The 15,224-nt window shown below is 65.8% G+C and carries 10 protein-coding genes and 1 tRNA gene; 7 read left to right on the top strand and 4 right to left on the bottom strand.

Translation table 11 applies throughout. The features are described from left to right. Positions 1-22: 22 nt before the first annotated feature. From ACS5PK_RS00055 to ACS5PK_RS00045, 3 genes are all read left to right on the top strand, one after another. Entirely contained in the window at positions 23-553 is a 531-nt protein-coding gene (locus tag ACS5PK_RS00055) for a chemotaxis protein CheW (protein WP_183105294.1), read from the top strand. A gap of 94 nt (positions 554-647) precedes the next feature. Beyond that, positions 648-2,798, top strand: a complete 2,151-nt coding sequence (locus tag ACS5PK_RS00050) for a methyl-accepting chemotaxis protein (protein WP_439438245.1) — start codon at positions 648-650, stop codon at positions 2,796-2,798. A gap of 173 nt (positions 2,799-2,971) precedes the next feature. After that, positions 2,972-4,993: a methyl-accepting chemotaxis protein gene (locus ACS5PK_RS00045; RefSeq protein ID WP_439438244.1), complete on the top strand. Its 2,022-nt coding sequence runs from the start codon at positions 2,972-2,974 to the stop codon at positions 4,991-4,993. A gap of 85 nt (positions 4,994-5,078) precedes the next feature. Here ACS5PK_RS00045 and ACS5PK_RS00040 read toward each other — a convergent pair whose 3' ends face one another. Continuing rightward, positions 5,079-7,643 (bottom strand): ABC transporter permease, encoded by a 2,565-nt coding sequence (locus ACS5PK_RS00040; RefSeq protein WP_439438243.1) that lies wholly within the window; start codon positions 7,641-7,643, stop codon positions 5,079-5,081. Positions 7,644-7,735: 92 nt separating this feature from the next. Here ACS5PK_RS00040 and ACS5PK_RS00035 point away from each other — a divergent pair, with 92 nt between their 5' ends. Next, the gene (locus tag ACS5PK_RS00035) at positions 7,736-8,590 is read left to right on the top strand and encodes a dioxygenase family protein (RefSeq protein WP_439438242.1); all 855 of its coding nucleotides are present in this window, start codon (positions 7,736-7,738) and stop codon (positions 8,588-8,590) included. A gap of 65 nt (positions 8,591-8,655) precedes the next feature. Next, a tRNA-Gly gene (locus ACS5PK_RS00030) sits at positions 8,656-8,729 on the top strand. Between the two features lie 65 nt (positions 8,730-8,794). Here the strand turns inward: ACS5PK_RS00030 and ACS5PK_RS00025 are convergent. Next, positions 8,795-10,285, bottom strand: a complete 1,491-nt coding sequence (locus ACS5PK_RS00025; protein ID WP_439438241.1) for an NAD-dependent succinate-semialdehyde dehydrogenase — start codon at positions 10,283-10,285, stop codon at positions 8,795-8,797. A 164-nt stretch (positions 10,286-10,449) separates the two neighbouring features. Here ACS5PK_RS00025 and alaS point away from each other — a divergent pair, with 164 nt between their 5' ends. Next, positions 10,450-13,077: an alanine--tRNA ligase gene (alaS, locus tag ACS5PK_RS00020; RefSeq protein WP_439438240.1), complete on the top strand. Its 2,628-nt coding sequence runs from the start codon at positions 10,450-10,452 to the stop codon at positions 13,075-13,077. Positions 13,078-13,219: 142 nt separating this feature from the next. Next, positions 13,220-13,783 carry a UPF0149 family protein gene (locus ACS5PK_RS00015; RefSeq protein ID WP_439438239.1) on the top strand — a complete coding sequence of 188 codons (564 nt, stop codon included), beginning with the start codon at positions 13,220-13,222 and terminating at the stop codon, positions 13,781-13,783. Between the two features lie 44 nt (positions 13,784-13,827). Here ACS5PK_RS00015 and ACS5PK_RS00010 read toward each other — a convergent pair whose 3' ends face one another. Both ACS5PK_RS00010 and ACS5PK_RS00005 read right to left on the bottom strand, forming a co-directional pair. Then, positions 13,828-14,313, bottom strand: a complete 486-nt coding sequence (locus ACS5PK_RS00010) for an SET domain-containing protein (RefSeq protein ID WP_439438238.1) — start codon at positions 14,311-14,313, stop codon at positions 13,828-13,830. 107 nt (positions 14,314-14,420) lie between these two features. Next, complete coding sequence (locus tag ACS5PK_RS00005) at positions 14,421-14,684, bottom strand: hypothetical protein (RefSeq protein ID WP_439438237.1); 264 nt, start codon at positions 14,682-14,684, stop codon at positions 14,421-14,423. Between the last annotated feature and the right edge of the window lie 540 nt (positions 14,685-15,224).

Raw genomic sequence — 15,224 nt, 5'->3', positions numbered from 1 at the left:
ATCAACCCTTGCTGAGGTCAACATGGAAATCGTCCAACAATCGAATCAGGTCGTTCGACATGAAGGCGGCGCCGTCGCGGTGAAGAACCATGGCCCGGCCAGCGGTGAGTACCTGACCTTCCGCCTGGGCGCTGAGGAGTACGGCATCGACATCCTCAAGGTCCAGGAAATCCGCTCCTACGAACCGCCCACGCGCATTGCCAACTCGCCCGACTTCATCAAGGGCGTGGTGAACCTGCGTGGCGTGATCGTCCCCATCGTGGACCTGCGCCTCAAATTGGGCTGCCCGACGGCCGAGTACAACAGCTTCACTGTCGTCATCGTGCTGAACGTCAAGAGCCGGGTCGTGGGCGCGGTGGTCGATTCGGTCTCAGACGTGCTGGAGCTGTCGCGCGATGCCATCCGCCCTGCGCCGGAGCTCAACGCCAGCGCCGTCGACACGAGCTTCATCACCGGCATCGGCGCCGTCAGCGATCGCATGCTGATCCTGATGGACATCGAGGGCCTCATGAGCAGTGCTGACATGGGCTTGATGGACAGCCTGACCAGCTGAGGCGGGCACGGTCCGGTAGCGGGAGAACACCCACCTCGCTGCAGATTTCAGAGGTGGGAGGTGCACCTCATTTTGAGAGTTGGGAGTTTCCGGAATGTCTAGCTCATCCACCTCCATCGCGCGCCGCGTGTCCATGGTGGGCGTCACGGCCATCGCGGCCATCCTGCTGGGCACAAGCGCCATCCTCAGCGTGCTGCTGACGCGCGTCGCGCACGAGCGCACCATCACCTGGGTCGGCGACAAAACCCAGACGCTCATCGATGCCCTCGATGCCATGGACGAAGTCGCCAAGACCATGGTGAAACAGTCCTACGGCGCCTTCAGGCAGGAATTCGGCCCTGTGTTCCAGCTGGACGAAGCGACAGGCGACCTGCGGGACTGGGGTCCCAAGTTGAACGGCAACACCACGCAGGTCGACAAGTTCGCCGGCACCACCGGCGGCGCCGCCAGCGTGTTCGCGGCCAAGGATGGCGATTTCGTCCGCATCACCAGTTCCCTCAAGACGGCCAGTGGCGAACGCTCGATCGGCCAGATGCTGGGCAAGGATCACCCCGCCTTCGCGTCCATGATGCAGGGCCAGCCCTTCGCGGGCCGTGCCGTGCTCAACGGCAAGGCCTACATGGCCTACTACGACCCCATCAAGAACGAAGCCGGCAAAGTCATCGGCATCCTGGCCATTGCGCTGGACATGGACGGCTTCCAGAAGGCCATGGAGAAGATGGCCAAGGATTCCCACTTCTTCGAAACTGGCGGCACCTATGTGGTGGCCGTCGGCAAGGACGGCAAGGGCGGACGATTCCTGGCTCACCCGACGGCCAAGGGCAAGGCCGTGAGCGAGCTGTCGCCCGATGTCGAGCCCTTCCTGGTCGAGCTGGGCAAGACCAGCGACGGCTACCTGTCCAGCACGCCCAATGTCCTGGGGGCCGGCGGCAGCTCCTATGTCGCGGTACTCAGGAAGAATGATGCTGCCGGCTATTGGGTCGTGTCGCAGGTCTCCAGCAGCGAAGCCCTGGCCAGCCACTGGCGCACCATGGTGCCCTTCTGGATCCTGCTGGGCGGCGCCACGGCGGCCCTGGGCTACGGCCTGTTCTGGATGATGCGCAACTGGGTCGCCCGACCGCTGAAGGACCTGCGCGATGCCGTGCAGGCCATCGCCAGCGGCGACCTGACCAAGAGTGTCAACAACACCCGCAATGACGAGATCGGTGACCTGATCCGAGATACCGAAGCCATGCGCCAACGGCTGGCCGACACCATAGGCACGGTGCGGCACTCCGTGGACTCCATCGGAACGGCCAGCACCGAGATCGCCACAGGCAACCAGGACCTGAGCCACCGCACCGAGCAGACCGCATCGAATCTCCAGATCGCGGCCTCTTCCATGGAAGAGCTGACCTCCACCGTGCGCCAGACCGCCGATTCGGCACGCACCGCAAACCAGCTGGTTGCGTCTGCCAACAGCGCAGCAGCGCGCGGAGGCCAGGTGGTGGGCCAGGTCGTGACCACCATGGACGAGATCAACAACAGCTCGCGCAAGATCAACGACATCATCGGTGTGATCGACGGTATCGCCTTCCAGACCAACATCCTGGCGCTGAACGCTGCGGTGGAAGCAGCCCGGGCCGGCGAGCAGGGGCGTGGGTTTGCCGTGGTCGCAGGCGAGGTGCGCAGCCTGGCCCAGCGCAGCGCAGAGGCGGCCAAGGAGATCAAGGCCCTGATCGGTGCTTCGGTGGACCGCGTGGAGGCCGGCTCCCGCCTGGTGCAGGACGCCGGGAACTCGATGGAGGACATCGTCAGCAGCGTCCAGCGGGTGTCGGACATCATTGCCGAGATCAGCGCGGCAGCCACCGAGCAGAGCGATGGCATCGGACAGGTCAACCAGTCCGTGGTGCAACTGGACCAGATGACGCAGCAGAACGCAGCACTTGTCGAGGAATCCGCGGCCGCGGCGGAAAGCCTCAAGGAGCAGGCCCAGCGGCTGGTGGAGGCCGTCAGTGTGTTCCGCGTCAGCGGCCACCAGGCGCCCTCCCCCAGCCCGTCCACCCGAAGCGCCTCGCGGTCGCCCACATCGCCAGCCCCCACGGTGCCCAGCGCGACGAAGTCCGTAGTCAGCACAACCCAGGCCCGCAAGCCCGCTGCGAGCGCGCCCCGCCGCACGGCGGCTGCAGGTCCCACCGAGAGCCCAGCCCCCCGTTCCGCGCCGGCTGCCAAGGCAGCAGACGACGGGGACTGGGAAACGTTTTGATCCCGCGGAAATCCATGCCCTGACCTTTGACAGCCGGTCCGCAAGGGCGGCGGTCTTTGTCTCACCCGGCAGGCCCCGCAGAAGGGCCGCCACGATTCGACCCCACAGTGGGGCGACGAGCAGAACGACGGAGCGGCTACCGCCCCGCGCCTAAGAGCCAAGAAGGAGTGACGATGTTTGACTCAATCAAGACCCGGCTCATTGCCCTGGGTATCGCCGTGGTCGTGCTGTCCCTGACAGCGGCCACTGTGGCCAACTACATGACTGTCAAGTCGCACACCAACGCGCAGCAGTTGGCCGGCCTGGACCAGTTGGCCGCGGCCCGCGCCTCTGTGATCGCCCAATGGGTCCGGAGCCAGCGCGACATCGTGACGGCACTCCAGCCCGTCGCCGACCAGGCCGAGCCTGTGCCATTCCTGGTGCAAGCCGCCAAGTCCGGGCGACTGGACGCCGCCTATGTCGGTTTTGCCGACAAGCGCATCTCCTTCAATTCGCCCCAGAACCTTCCTGCGGGCTATGACCCCACCGGACGCCCGTGGTACACGCAGGCTGCAGCGGCCAGCGGGCCCATCCTCACCGAACCGTACATGGACGCGGCGCGCCAGCAACTGGTGGTGACCTTCGCCAGTGCCGTCAAGGATGGCAGCGGCACCAAGGCCGTCGTCGCCTCCGACGTGTTCCTGGAGGACGTGGTCTCCACAGTGAAGGCCATCAAGCCGACGCCCAACGGCTTTGCCTTCCTGGTCGACAAGGACGGCAAGATCATCGCCCACCCCGATGGCAAGCTCGCGCTGAAGCCGGCCAGCACCTTGTCGCCCGCCCTGGACGCCAACGCCCTGAAAGCTGCGCAGACTGCCGGTGGCGGATGGGTGGAGGCCAGCGTCGGAGAAGGCAGCTACCTGCTGCGTGGCGTGCCCATTGCCGACACCAACTGGACGCTGATCCTCGCCGCTGACAAGTCCGAGGCCCTGGCCTCGCTGAGTTCCTTGCTGCGCGCGGCGGCGGTGATCCTGATCATCATGGTCGCGTTGTCCGGCGCCGTCATTGCCGCGACCATCACCCGCGCCATGGGCGGGCTGGATCGCGTGCGAGCTGCGCTGGACGAGATCAGCGCCGGTGGCGGCGACCTCACCCAGCGTCTGCCCGAGCACGGCAACGACGAGATCGCCCGCATCGCATCCTCGTTCAATCTGTTTGCCAAGAAGATTCAGGACATCCTCATCGACGTCCGCTCGGCCAGCAACTCGATCTCCACCGCGTCCAGCGAAATCGCCGTCGGCGCCCAGGACCTGTCGCAGCGGACAGAGCAGACCGCCTCCAATCTGCAGCAGGCCGCCTCCTCCATGGAAGAACTGACGGGCACCGTGCGTCAGACGGCCGACGCTGCCACCACCGCCAACCAACTGGCCTCATCGGCCAGCGACGCGGCAGCCAAGGGCGGTGACGTGGTGTCCCAGGTGGTCTCCACCATGGAGGAGATCAACACCAGCTCCAAGAAGATCAACGACATCATCGGCGTGATCGATGGCATCGCCTTCCAGACCAACATCCTGGCGCTGAACGCAGCGGTGGAAGCAGCCCGCGCCGGCGAGCAGGGTCGGGGCTTCGCCGTGGTGGCCTCGGAAGTGCGCAGCCTGGCCCAGCGCAGTGCCGAAGCGGCCAAGGAGATCAAGGCACTGATCGGTGCCTCCGTCGATCGAGTGGAAGCCGGCTCTCGCCTGGTGCAGGCCGCGGGCGCCTCGATGACCGACATTGTCTCCAGCGTGCAACGAGTCACCGACATCATCGGCGAGATCACCGCGGCTGCCGCGGAGCAGAGCCAGGGCATCGGCCAGGTCAATGGGGCGGTGGTCCAGCTTGACCAGATGACGCAGCAGAACGCAGCGCTCGTGGAGGAATCGGCCGCGGCCGCAGAGAGCCTCAAGGACCAGGCCCTGCGCCTCACCGAGGTCGTCTCCGTGTTCCGCCTGGGCGAAGAGGAACGGCAGCTCAAGGCGCACATCGCCAAGCCTCGCAAGACCCCGAGCCCGGCCCCCAGCACCTCGAGCATGGCGGCCACGGCTGCGCCCCGCGCAACGCCGCGACCTGCCATGGCAAGACCTGCCCCCGCCCCCATGGCCAGCCCCAGCCCGGCCCCCACGGCGGCCAGCTCCGGATCCAAGGCTGACGGCGACGACGACTGGCAGTCGTTCTGAGCGGGCTCCCGGGTCCCCATGATCAAAAGCCCCCGACGCCTCTCGGCGCGGGGGCTTTTTCACAGCCGGGCTGCAGCCTGGCGCCTCAGCTGATGTCCTGCAGGCGCAGGCTCTGCATGACCGGCTTCTGCAGGACTCCCCGCAAGCCCCACCAGCCAGCCAGCCAGGCCAGCAAGGCCCCTGCCAGGCCACTGGCAGGCACCAGCCAAGGGTTGAGCGTCCAGCTGAACTCAAACACCTTGGCGGCCAGCACCGCTCCGATCAGCAAGGCCGCACCACCCGCCAGCACACCGGCCAGCAGGCCCAGGCCCAGCAGTTCTGCGCTCTGGACACGGCCCAGCAAGCGTGAGCTGGCGCCCATGGCCCGCATCAGTGCGAACTCGCGCATGCGCGCTTCGCGGGTACTGCTCACGGCCGTCAGCAGCACGATGAGGCCCACAGCCAGCGTGAAGGCGAACAGCACCTGCACCGCCGAGGCGACCTGGTCCAGCACCTGCTGGACCTGATCGAGTTGAGCCCGCACATCGACAGCGGTGATGTTGGGGAAGTCGCGCGCCAGTTGCTTGTCCAGCGACGTGGCCTGAGCGGGCGCGCGGAAAGCAGTGATATAGCTGCGCGGCAGGTCCGCCATCTCGCGACGTGGGAAGAGCACGAAGAAATTGACGCGCATGGAGGACCAGTCCAGCTTGCGTATCGTGGTGATGCGAGCCTCGACCATTTGCCCTGCGACGTCAAAGCGCAGGCTGTCCCCCAGCTTCAGGCCCAGGTCGCGGGCAATGCCCTGCTCCACGCTGAGGCCCCCCTGCTCGTCGGCTACCCATTGGCCTTGCGCCAGCTGGTTGTGCGGAGGGAGGGTTTCGCTGTGGCTGAGATTGAACTCGCGTTCCACCAGTCTCTGGGTGCGCTCCACCTTGAACTGATCAGGCTTGACTTCGCTGCCGTTGATGGCCACCAGCCGGCCGCGGATCATCGGGTACCAGTCATAGCCTTGCACACCAGCGGCGTCCAGGCTCCGCCTGAAGGCATCGCCCTGTTCGGGTTGGATGTTGATGATGAAACGGTCGGGCGCTTGCCTGGGCGTGGCGGCGCGCCAGCTGTTGATCAGGTCCGTTCTCAGCAGCAACAGCAGGGCCAGCGCCAGCAAACCAATGCCCAGTGCCGACACCTGCACCACGGCAAAAACCGGGCGCGCGCTGAGCTGCCGCGTGGCCAGGGCCAGCCAGCGCGGCGCGCCGGCCTGGGGTACGGAACGCCGAAGCACAAGCAGGACCAGCCACGCGCCCAGGGCGAAGACGGCCAAGGCCATGGCGAAGCCGCCCGCCGTGCCCAGGCCCAGCCTCCAGTCGCCCGCCACCAGGGCCAGCAATCCGGCAAAGCCCAGCAGGCCAGCCAGCAGCACCAGGCCCGAGGCCATGCGCACAGCGCCCAGATCGCGACGGATCACACGAAGCGGCGGCACCGAGGCCAGTTGCAGCACCGGCCCCAGGCCAAATCCCAGCATCAGACTCAAGCCCAGCCCGAGCCCCCCTACAGCCGTCACCCAGCCCGGCGGCGGCAGGCTGACTGACATCAGCCCGGCCAGGAGCCGAACGAAGACCTCATGCAGCAGCAAGCCGCCGAGCACGCCCACGGTGCTGGCAAGCAGTCCCGCTATGGCGAACTCCAGCACATGGATGCGCGCAATCCTCGACTGTGACTGCCCAAGCACACGCAGCATGGCGCAGTCGTCCAGGTGCCGCAGCGCAAAATCACGGGCGGCCAGGCTGACGGCTACCGCAGCCAGCAGCGCCGCCAGCATGGCCACCAGCCGAAGAAAGAGGCTGGCTCGGTCCAGGGTCTGGCGCATCTCCGGCCGCCCAGTCTCCAGGTTCTCGAGGCGCAGGCCACGCCAGCCCTGGCGCTCGATCAGCGTGGAAGCCTCCTTCAGAAAGCGAGCCGCCGCCGCCGGGTCCGAAGAGGGACTCAGGACCGCCATCCGGTAGGTGACGCGGCTGCTGGGCTGGACCAGGCCAGTGGCGGCGAGATCAGCCTCGTTGAGCATCAAACGGGGGGCGAAGCTGAGGAAGCCAGCGCCGCGATCGGGCTCGTTCAGGATCACACCCGCCACTTTGAACTGGCTGTCCCCCAGCAGGAGACTGGCACCCACCGTCAAGTCCAGTGCATCGAGGACCGGGAGGTCCACCCAGACCTCCCCAGGCGGTGGAGCGCCCACGCGCCTGCCGTCCGTGAGCAAGACCTGACCCCGCAGCGGATAGCTGGCCGATACGGCCTTGACCGTCACCAGGCGCGTGCTGCCGCCCGCAGCGCGCGCCATGCTGGGGAAGGTCACGCTGTCCATGCGCCGCAGCTGCAGTTGCTGCGCCAGTGCCTGGAGTTCTGGCGGCATCGGGTGGTCGGACGCCACCAGTGCATCGCCGCCCAGCAACTGTGCTGCGTCGCGCCGCAGGCCGGCCTCCAGGCGTTCTGAGAGAAAGCCGACGGCCGTCACTGCGGCCACGGCCAACACCAGGGCCAGGCTCAGCATGCGCAACTCGCCCGCCCGCCAGTCACGCAGCAGCTGGCGCCATGCCAGCAGCAGGACCGAGGGCGGCGCTGGACGTTGGGCAGGCGCAGCAGACGGGCGGCGCTCCGAGGCAGTCGATGAATCCATGCCGCACTGTAAGGGCGGACGTCCAATGCTTTTGAACCCAGCGTGCAAGTCCCCTCAGCCCTGTGCGGCGATCGCTCTGCTGCAATGCATCCATGACCAGCGCCACTGCCACCACACCCCTCTTCCTGTCACACGGCTCGCCGATGACGGCCTTGGAACCGGGTGCCGCGGGCGTGTTCATGCAGACGCTGGGCCGAGTGCTCACGCACGCCCCTTATGCGCGTCCCAGCGCCATCCTGGCGGTGTCGGCGCACAGCCTGGCACGTCGCCCGACGCTGTTGGTGGCCGAGCAACAGCATGCCGTCCATGATTTCGGCGGCTTCGACCCGGCGTTGTATCAACTGCGATATGACGCACCGGGCGCCCCTGCCTTGGCCGCGGAGCTGCAGCGCGCGCTGCCAGGCTTGTTGCAGACGCAGGCCATGGCTGGACTCGATCACGGCATCTGGACGCCGCTGCGCTACATGGTCCCGCAGGCGGACATCCCCATCCTGCCGCTGTGCTTCTCGCCTCAGGCCAGCCCCGCGGAGCTGTGGACCCTTGGCCAAGCGCTGGCGCCCTGGACGACGCAGGGTGTGCTGATACTGACCAGCGGCAGCATCACCCACAATCTGCGCCGCGTCTTCCAGGGTGACGCCGCGATCGATGCCCGGGAGATTGCCGAATCGCTGGCGTTCCGCAGTTGGTGGGCCGAACAGGCCCAAGCCAGGGACTGGCCTGCCTTGCTGGACTATCGCCGACGGGCGCCTCATGCCGCCGACATGCACCCGACGGACGAGCACCTGCTGCCCTGGTTCATCGCGGCCGGCGCAGGCGGCGACGACGCTCCTGCCCTGCGCATCCACGACAGCGTGACCTACGGCTGCCTCGGCATGGATGCCTACGCCTTCGGCCCGCAGGCCCCTGCACTCGCAGCCGCCTTGGCGAGCAACGGGCAGTCCGGCTAAGCAGCACTGGAACCTGCCTATAATCCGCGTCAGCCTGTCGCGCTGCGCGCAGGCGCCACACCTCAGCGGGTGTAGTTCAATGGTAGAACGCTAGCTTCCCAAGCTCGATACGTGGGTTCGATTCCCATCACCCGCTCCAGCCCTCGCCATCGCGGCGAACGCCAGCCAGGCCTCTGTGACAGAGGCCCTCCGGTTTCGGCAGCTTCAGCGTTGGATGTCACCCAGGCAGAGGTACTTCACTTCCACGTAGTCGTCGATGCCTTGGTGCGCGCCTTCGCGGCCCAGGCCGGATTGCTTGACGCCGCCAAAAGGCACCTCGGCCGTCGAGATCAGGCCGGTGTTGACACCCACCATGCCGTACTCCAGCGCCTCGCCCACGCGGAAAATGCGGCCGATGTCGCGGCTGTAAAAATAGCTCGCCAAGCCGAACTCCGTGGCATTGGCCGCCTCGATGACCTCGGCCTCGGTATCGAAGCAGAAGACAGGCGCCACCGGGCCAAAGGTCTCCTCGCGGGCACAGAGCATGTCTGCACGCACGTCAGCCAGCAGGGTGGGGGCATAGAACTGCCCGGACCCCAGTCCTTCTGCACGGTAGCCGCCCGCCAGCAAGCGGGCGCCCTTGGCGAGGGCATCAGCGACATGGCTTTCCACCTTGGCGACGGCATCCTCATCGATCAGCGGGCCCAGGTTGACCCCGGCCTCGAAGCCATTGCCCACCTTCAGCTCGATCACCTTGGCCGCCAGCTTCTCCACGAAAGCGTCGTAGACACCACGCTGCACATAGAGCCGGTTGGCGCAGACGCAGGTCTGGCCGGCATTGCGGTACTTGCTGGCCATGGCGCCTTCCACGGCGGCGTCGAGATCGGCGTCGTCGAAGACGATGAAGGGCGCATTCCCACCCAACTCCAGCGACAGCTTCTTGACGGTAGGGGCGCACTGGCGCATCAGGATGCGGCCAACCTCGGTGGACCCGGTGAAGGACAGATGGCGCACCACATCGCTCTGGCACAGCACCTGGCCAATCTCGATGGAGCGCTGCGCATCGGCCGTCAGCACGTTGAGCACGCCGGCGGGAAGGCCGGCGCGCTGCGCCAGCTCGGCCACGGCCAGAGCCGACAGGGGAGTGGCCTCGGCGGGCTTGATCACGACGGTACAGCCGGCCGCCAGGGCGGGAGCGACCTTGCGCGTGATCATTGCGATCGGAAAGTTCCAGGGCGTGATGGCGGCGCACACACCCATGGCTTGCTTGATAACGAGATAGCGCTTGTTGTTGTCCGTGGTCGGTATGGTTTCGCCGTAGATGCGCTTGCCCTCCTCCGCGAACCATTCCAGAAAGCTGGCACCGTACACCACCTCGCCACGGGCCTCGGCCAGGGGCTTGCCCTGCTCGGCCGTCATGATGCGGGCCAGGTCATCGGCATGGCGCAGCATCAGCTGATACCAGCGCATCAGGATGGCCGCGCGCTCCTTCGCCGTCTTGCTGCGCCATGCCGGCCAAGCGGCGTTGGCCGCCGCGATGGCGGACTCGGCCTCGCCCGGGCCTAGATTGGCCACCTCGGCCAGAAGTGCGCCGGTGGCCGGATCGGTCACCGGAAAGCGCGCCTCACCGCCCACCCATTCGCCGTTGATCAGGCCGTGCTGGCGCAACAGGCTGGCGTCATCCAAGGCGGCCAGGGCGGGGGTCTTGCTGTCCATTGAAAACTCCGGGAATGGGGGGGTGTGGAGACAGCACTCTACCCCGGCCGCAAAGCCACCTCCGGCAATGCAGGCCCCTATAATCAAAAATCCCTAAAAATCAAGTATTTACCGCGTCGCCGACGCCCTTGCCCCGGGCCCACGCCCGCAATGAAAGTGGCCGCATGAAAGCAGCAGACATTCGCCAGACCTTTCTGAAGTTCTTCGAATCCAAGGGACACCAGATCGTCGCCTCCAGCCCCGTGGTGCCGGGGGACGACCCCACGCTGCTGTTCACCAACGCGGGCATGAACCAGTTCAAGGACGTGTTCCTGGGCTTTGACAAGCGCCACTACAGCCGCGCAACCTCGGCCCAGAAGTGCATCCGCGCCGGCGGCAAGCACAACGACCTGGACAACGTCGGCTACACAGCACGCCACCACACCTTCTTCGAGATGCTGGGCAACTTCAGCTTCGGTGACTACTTCAAGAAGGACGCCATCAGCTACGCCTGGGAGCTGCTGACCCAGCACTTCAAGCTGCCGGCCGAGAAGCTGTGGGTCACCGTCTACTCCGAGGACGACGAGGCCTACGAGATCTGGAACAAGGTGGTGGGCGTGCCCGCCGAGCGCATCGTGCGTATCGGCGACAACAAGGGCGGCCGCTACATGTCCGACAACTTCTGGATGATGGGCGACACCGGCCCCTGCGGCCCCTGCACCGAGATCTTCTTCGACCATGGCCCTGAGGTGGCCGGCGGCCCTCCCGGCAGCCCCGATGAAGATGGTGATCGCTACATCGAGATCTGGAACAACGTCTTCATGCAGTTCAACCGCACGGAAGACGGCGTGATGCACCCGTTGCCCAAGCCATCGGTGGACACCGGCATGGGCCTGGAGCGCATTGCCGCCGTGCTGCAACACGTGCACTCGAACTACGAGATCGACACCTTCGTGGCCTTGCTGGCCGTGGCCAAGGCTGCCGTGGATGGCGCTGGTGCGGGCGACTGCGACAAGGGCAGCGCCTCGCTGAAGGTGATCGCTGATCACATCCGCGCCTGCAGCTTCACCGTGGTCGATGGCGTAATCCCGGGCAATGAAGGCCGCGGCTACGTGCTGCGCCGCATTGCCCGCCGTGCCATCCGCCATGGCTACAAGCTGGGCGCACGCACGCCCTTCTTCCACAAGATCGTGGCCGAGCTGGTCCGCCAGATGGGCGAGGCCTATCCCGAGCTGCGTCAGGCGGAAGGCCGTGTAACCGAAGTGCTGCGCCAGGAAGAAGAGCGCTTCTTCCAGACCATCGCCAACGGCATGGAGATCCTGGAAAGTGCATTGGCCAAGGGCGACAAGCAACTGAATGGTGAGACTGCCTTCAAGCTGCATGACACCTATGGCTTCCCGGTGGACCTGACTGCTGACGTCTGCCGTGAGCGTGGTGTGACCGTGGACCAGGCTGGCTTCGACGCTGCCATGAACAAGCAGCGTGAGCAGGCCCGTGCCGCCGGCAAGTTCAAGATGGCCCAGGGCCTCGAGTACAGCGGTGTTGCCACCGCCTTCCATGGCTATGAGCACCTGGCCTGCGAGACCAGCAAGGTCACTGCCGTCTATGTGGACGGCGTGTCCGTGCAGGAAGCCAAGGCCGGCGACGATGCCGTGATCGTGCTGGATCACACCCCCTTCTACGCTGAAAGCGGCGGCCAGGTCGGTGACAGTGGTGAACTGCGCAACGCCAGCACCCGCGTGCTCGTGGAAGACACGATCAAGATCCAGGCCGATGTCTTCGGCCACCATGGCCGCGTCATGGAAGGCTCGGTCAAGGTGGGTGACGGCTTCAAGGCCCAGGTCAATGCCGAGGCCCGAGCCAAGACCGTGCGCAATCACAGCGCCACCCACCTGATGCACAAGGCCCTGCGCGAGGTGCTGGGCGCCCACGTGCAGCAGAAGGGTTCGCTGGTCAATGCCGAGCGCACCCGCTTCGACTTCGCGCACAACGCGCCCATGACGGCCGAAGAGATCCGCAAGGTCGAGGCCATTGTCAACGCCGAGATCCTGGCCAATGCCGGAGCCAAGGCCGAGGTGATGGCGCTAGACGATGCACAGAAGAGCGGTGCCATGATGCTGTTCGGTGAGAAGTACGGCGAAACCGTGCGCGTACTGAGCATCGGCAGTTCCAAGGAGCTGTGCGGCGGCACGCACGTAAAGGCCACGGGTGACATCGGTCTCTTCAAGATCGTGGCGGAAGGTGGCGTGGCGGCAGGCGTGCGCCGCGTGGAGGCCGTGACGGGCGACAACGCCCTGGCGTATCTGCAGTCGCTCGAGGACACGGTGAACGGCCTGGCAGGCAGCCTGAAGGCCGCCCCTGCGGAGCTCGAGCACCGCGTGGCGAGCGTGCTGGACCAAGTGCGCAGCCTGGAGAAGGAACTGGCGGCCGCCAAGAGCAAGCTGGCCTCCGCGCAAGGCGATGAGCTGCTGACTCAGGCCGTGGACGTGAAGGGGCTCAAGGTGCTGGCTGCGACGCTGCTCGGCGCCGACGCCAAGACCCTGCGCGAAACCATGGACAAGCTCAAGGACAAGCTCAGGACCGCCGCCATCGTGCTGGCCGCTGTCGATGGGGACAAGGTTCAGCTGGCTGCCGGCGTCACCGCAGACAGCGTCGGCAAGGTCAAGGCAGGCGAGCTGGTCAATTTCGTGGCCCAGCAGGTCGGCGGCAAGGGCGGCGGCAAGCCCGACATGGCGATGGCCGGCGGCACTGATGCCCGAGCCCTGCCTGCGGCCCTGGCCAGCGTACAGGCCTGGGTGGCTGAACGCCTCTAAGCTCGCGCCCTGCTCGTGGCAGCATGGGGCCTACGTCGAGGCCCCTTTTTTTGTCTCGCTGGCCGACGCACCGTCAGTCAGCCTGCAGGCGCCCCTTCTTCTGACAGGCCCTAGCCCCGTGCATGAACGACTGACACAGCTCTTGACGCTGCTGCCCGCCCGCGATCAGACGCTGGTCAACCCATCCCCTGATCTTCTGGATGGACAGCTGTGCGCAGCGCTTTGCCTGCAAATGACAGAAGATCCCGTCGCTGTGCTCGACGCCCATTGGGGTGAGGACTGGGCTGAAACGCTGGCAGAGCAAGAGCTGCTGGACGAGTTCATGACCTGGCTGGAAGAGCGCTGGCAGACGCTGGGGCACGCCCTGGACCAGGAACTTCTGCGGCATGATCCGGATGCCCTGCCATTGGCAGAGACCTTGCCATGGGCCACCGAACGCGCGCATGAGCCGCGAAGCCAGCTTGAAATACCGGTCGGCGCGCGTGAGTGGGCCTGCGGCTTCCTCGAACAATCCAGCATGCGAGGCAAGCCTTCTTCGGACGAGCAGGAACTGCTGGATGTGGTTGCAGCCCTGCTGCTGGATGACGGGGCAGCGCTTCGGGCCTATCTACAGAAGGCCTATGACAGGCCGCAGGACATCAGCGCTTCGACGCTGGTGGACGATGCCCTCTTTGCCGCGCAGGATCTGCGGCAGCTCAAGTCCTAAACGCTCAGCGCTGCCTCAGTGCTGCGCCGGCAACGCAGTGCCTCTTAGAGACGCCCCTTGCAATTGGGCGCCCCGCAGGCGCAACGCAAACGGCCTTCATGATGGCTTTCACCGTAGTCGGCGGTCAGCTCTTCGCCTGCCTCGATGTCACGCATGGCGTAAAACTCGGCGCGCCCCTGCCGGATGCGCAGCACTGCATTGGGCAGGCAGGAATGATTGATGTAGCGGAGCGGGCCGTTGGAGTCGGTGGCATCAATGGCACGTCGCTCGCTGATCTCCACCATGTGGATGCGCGCACGCCCCTTGATACGTCGCCTGGCCTCGGCCACAGAAATCAGTTCACCGCGCATCTCGCCGATCTTGCGGCGGGCAGGGATAGGCTCCGCTGCGAACACACCTTGACCGTCGATGTCTGAAGGTTGAACGCAGACCCGAAATTTTTCTGCAATTTGAGGGCCGGAGGATGTTGCGCCCTTCTTTCCTTCTGGCTCAGCAGACAACGGGGGGGCGATGGAAACAAGCTTGGGCATCAGCGCGCGGAAGGCAAGGAGAATGTCCGGACTGTAGCGCGCTCGGCACGGCGGACGACAGACAGCTACCCGTTCGGGCGGAACGGGCGCGCCTACATCTCGGAAGATCAGCTCGGTCGGCTGCCGCTTCGCAGCTGGCCGGCAACCTGCGTGGGCGTCTCATCCATGCGCAAGCCGTCGACGCTCACCTTGGGCAAGCGCTCGACAGGCCCCTGAGCGGCCCCTGGTTTGCTGTTGTCAACGGATCGCTTGCCAGTCAGCACGAGGCGAGTCAGCTTGACAACCTCGCTGGCATCAGCCGGCTGAGCAGGAATGAAGACGCTCGCTGCCAGCACACACGCAGCGGCCAACACCGCACTCTTGCGGTTCACGCGTTCTGCTCGCTGCACTTGCTTCATAGGATCCCACCCGCCCTGTCAGATTGTGTGCTCACAGTATCTGAAGTCATGGGCATGCCCGCCAGCCGAAAGCGACGAAGCGCTGTCCTTGAAGAGTGACCTGCGCCCCTGCCCGATGAAATGCTGGGAATGTGCACGCGTTGAGCTGCGCCGCCCCACATCTCAAGCCAGGAGGCTCGCGGCCCCCGAGGCCACGCACACAGGATCAAATGCAGGGTGTACCCCGTGGGCCGCGGATGCAGTTCGATTGCAGAAGCGGGGCTGAACGACTCAGTGCGGCCACGCTTCCCACGGTGTCCTGGCCACTGACGACGCAACGGGCGAGAGGCCACGCAAGGCAGCGCCGTGCTGCGGCCAGCAGTACCCGGAACTTCACAGAGGGCCGGCGCCCGAAATACGAAATACGAAGTGCGGCCGGCTGCCCGCGGATATTGGATCCTTAAGATGGGATCCTCAAAAGCAAAACCCCCGGTCCTTGCGGAACCGGGGGTTTGGCGGGATATTAGCCTGACG

Origin of the sequence: Roseateles sp. DB2 (assembly GCF_051857535.1) — a bacterium.
Lineage (GTDB): Bacteria > Pseudomonadota > Gammaproteobacteria > Burkholderiales > Burkholderiaceae_C > Roseateles_B.
This window is presented reverse-complemented; position numbering and strand designations above follow the sequence as displayed.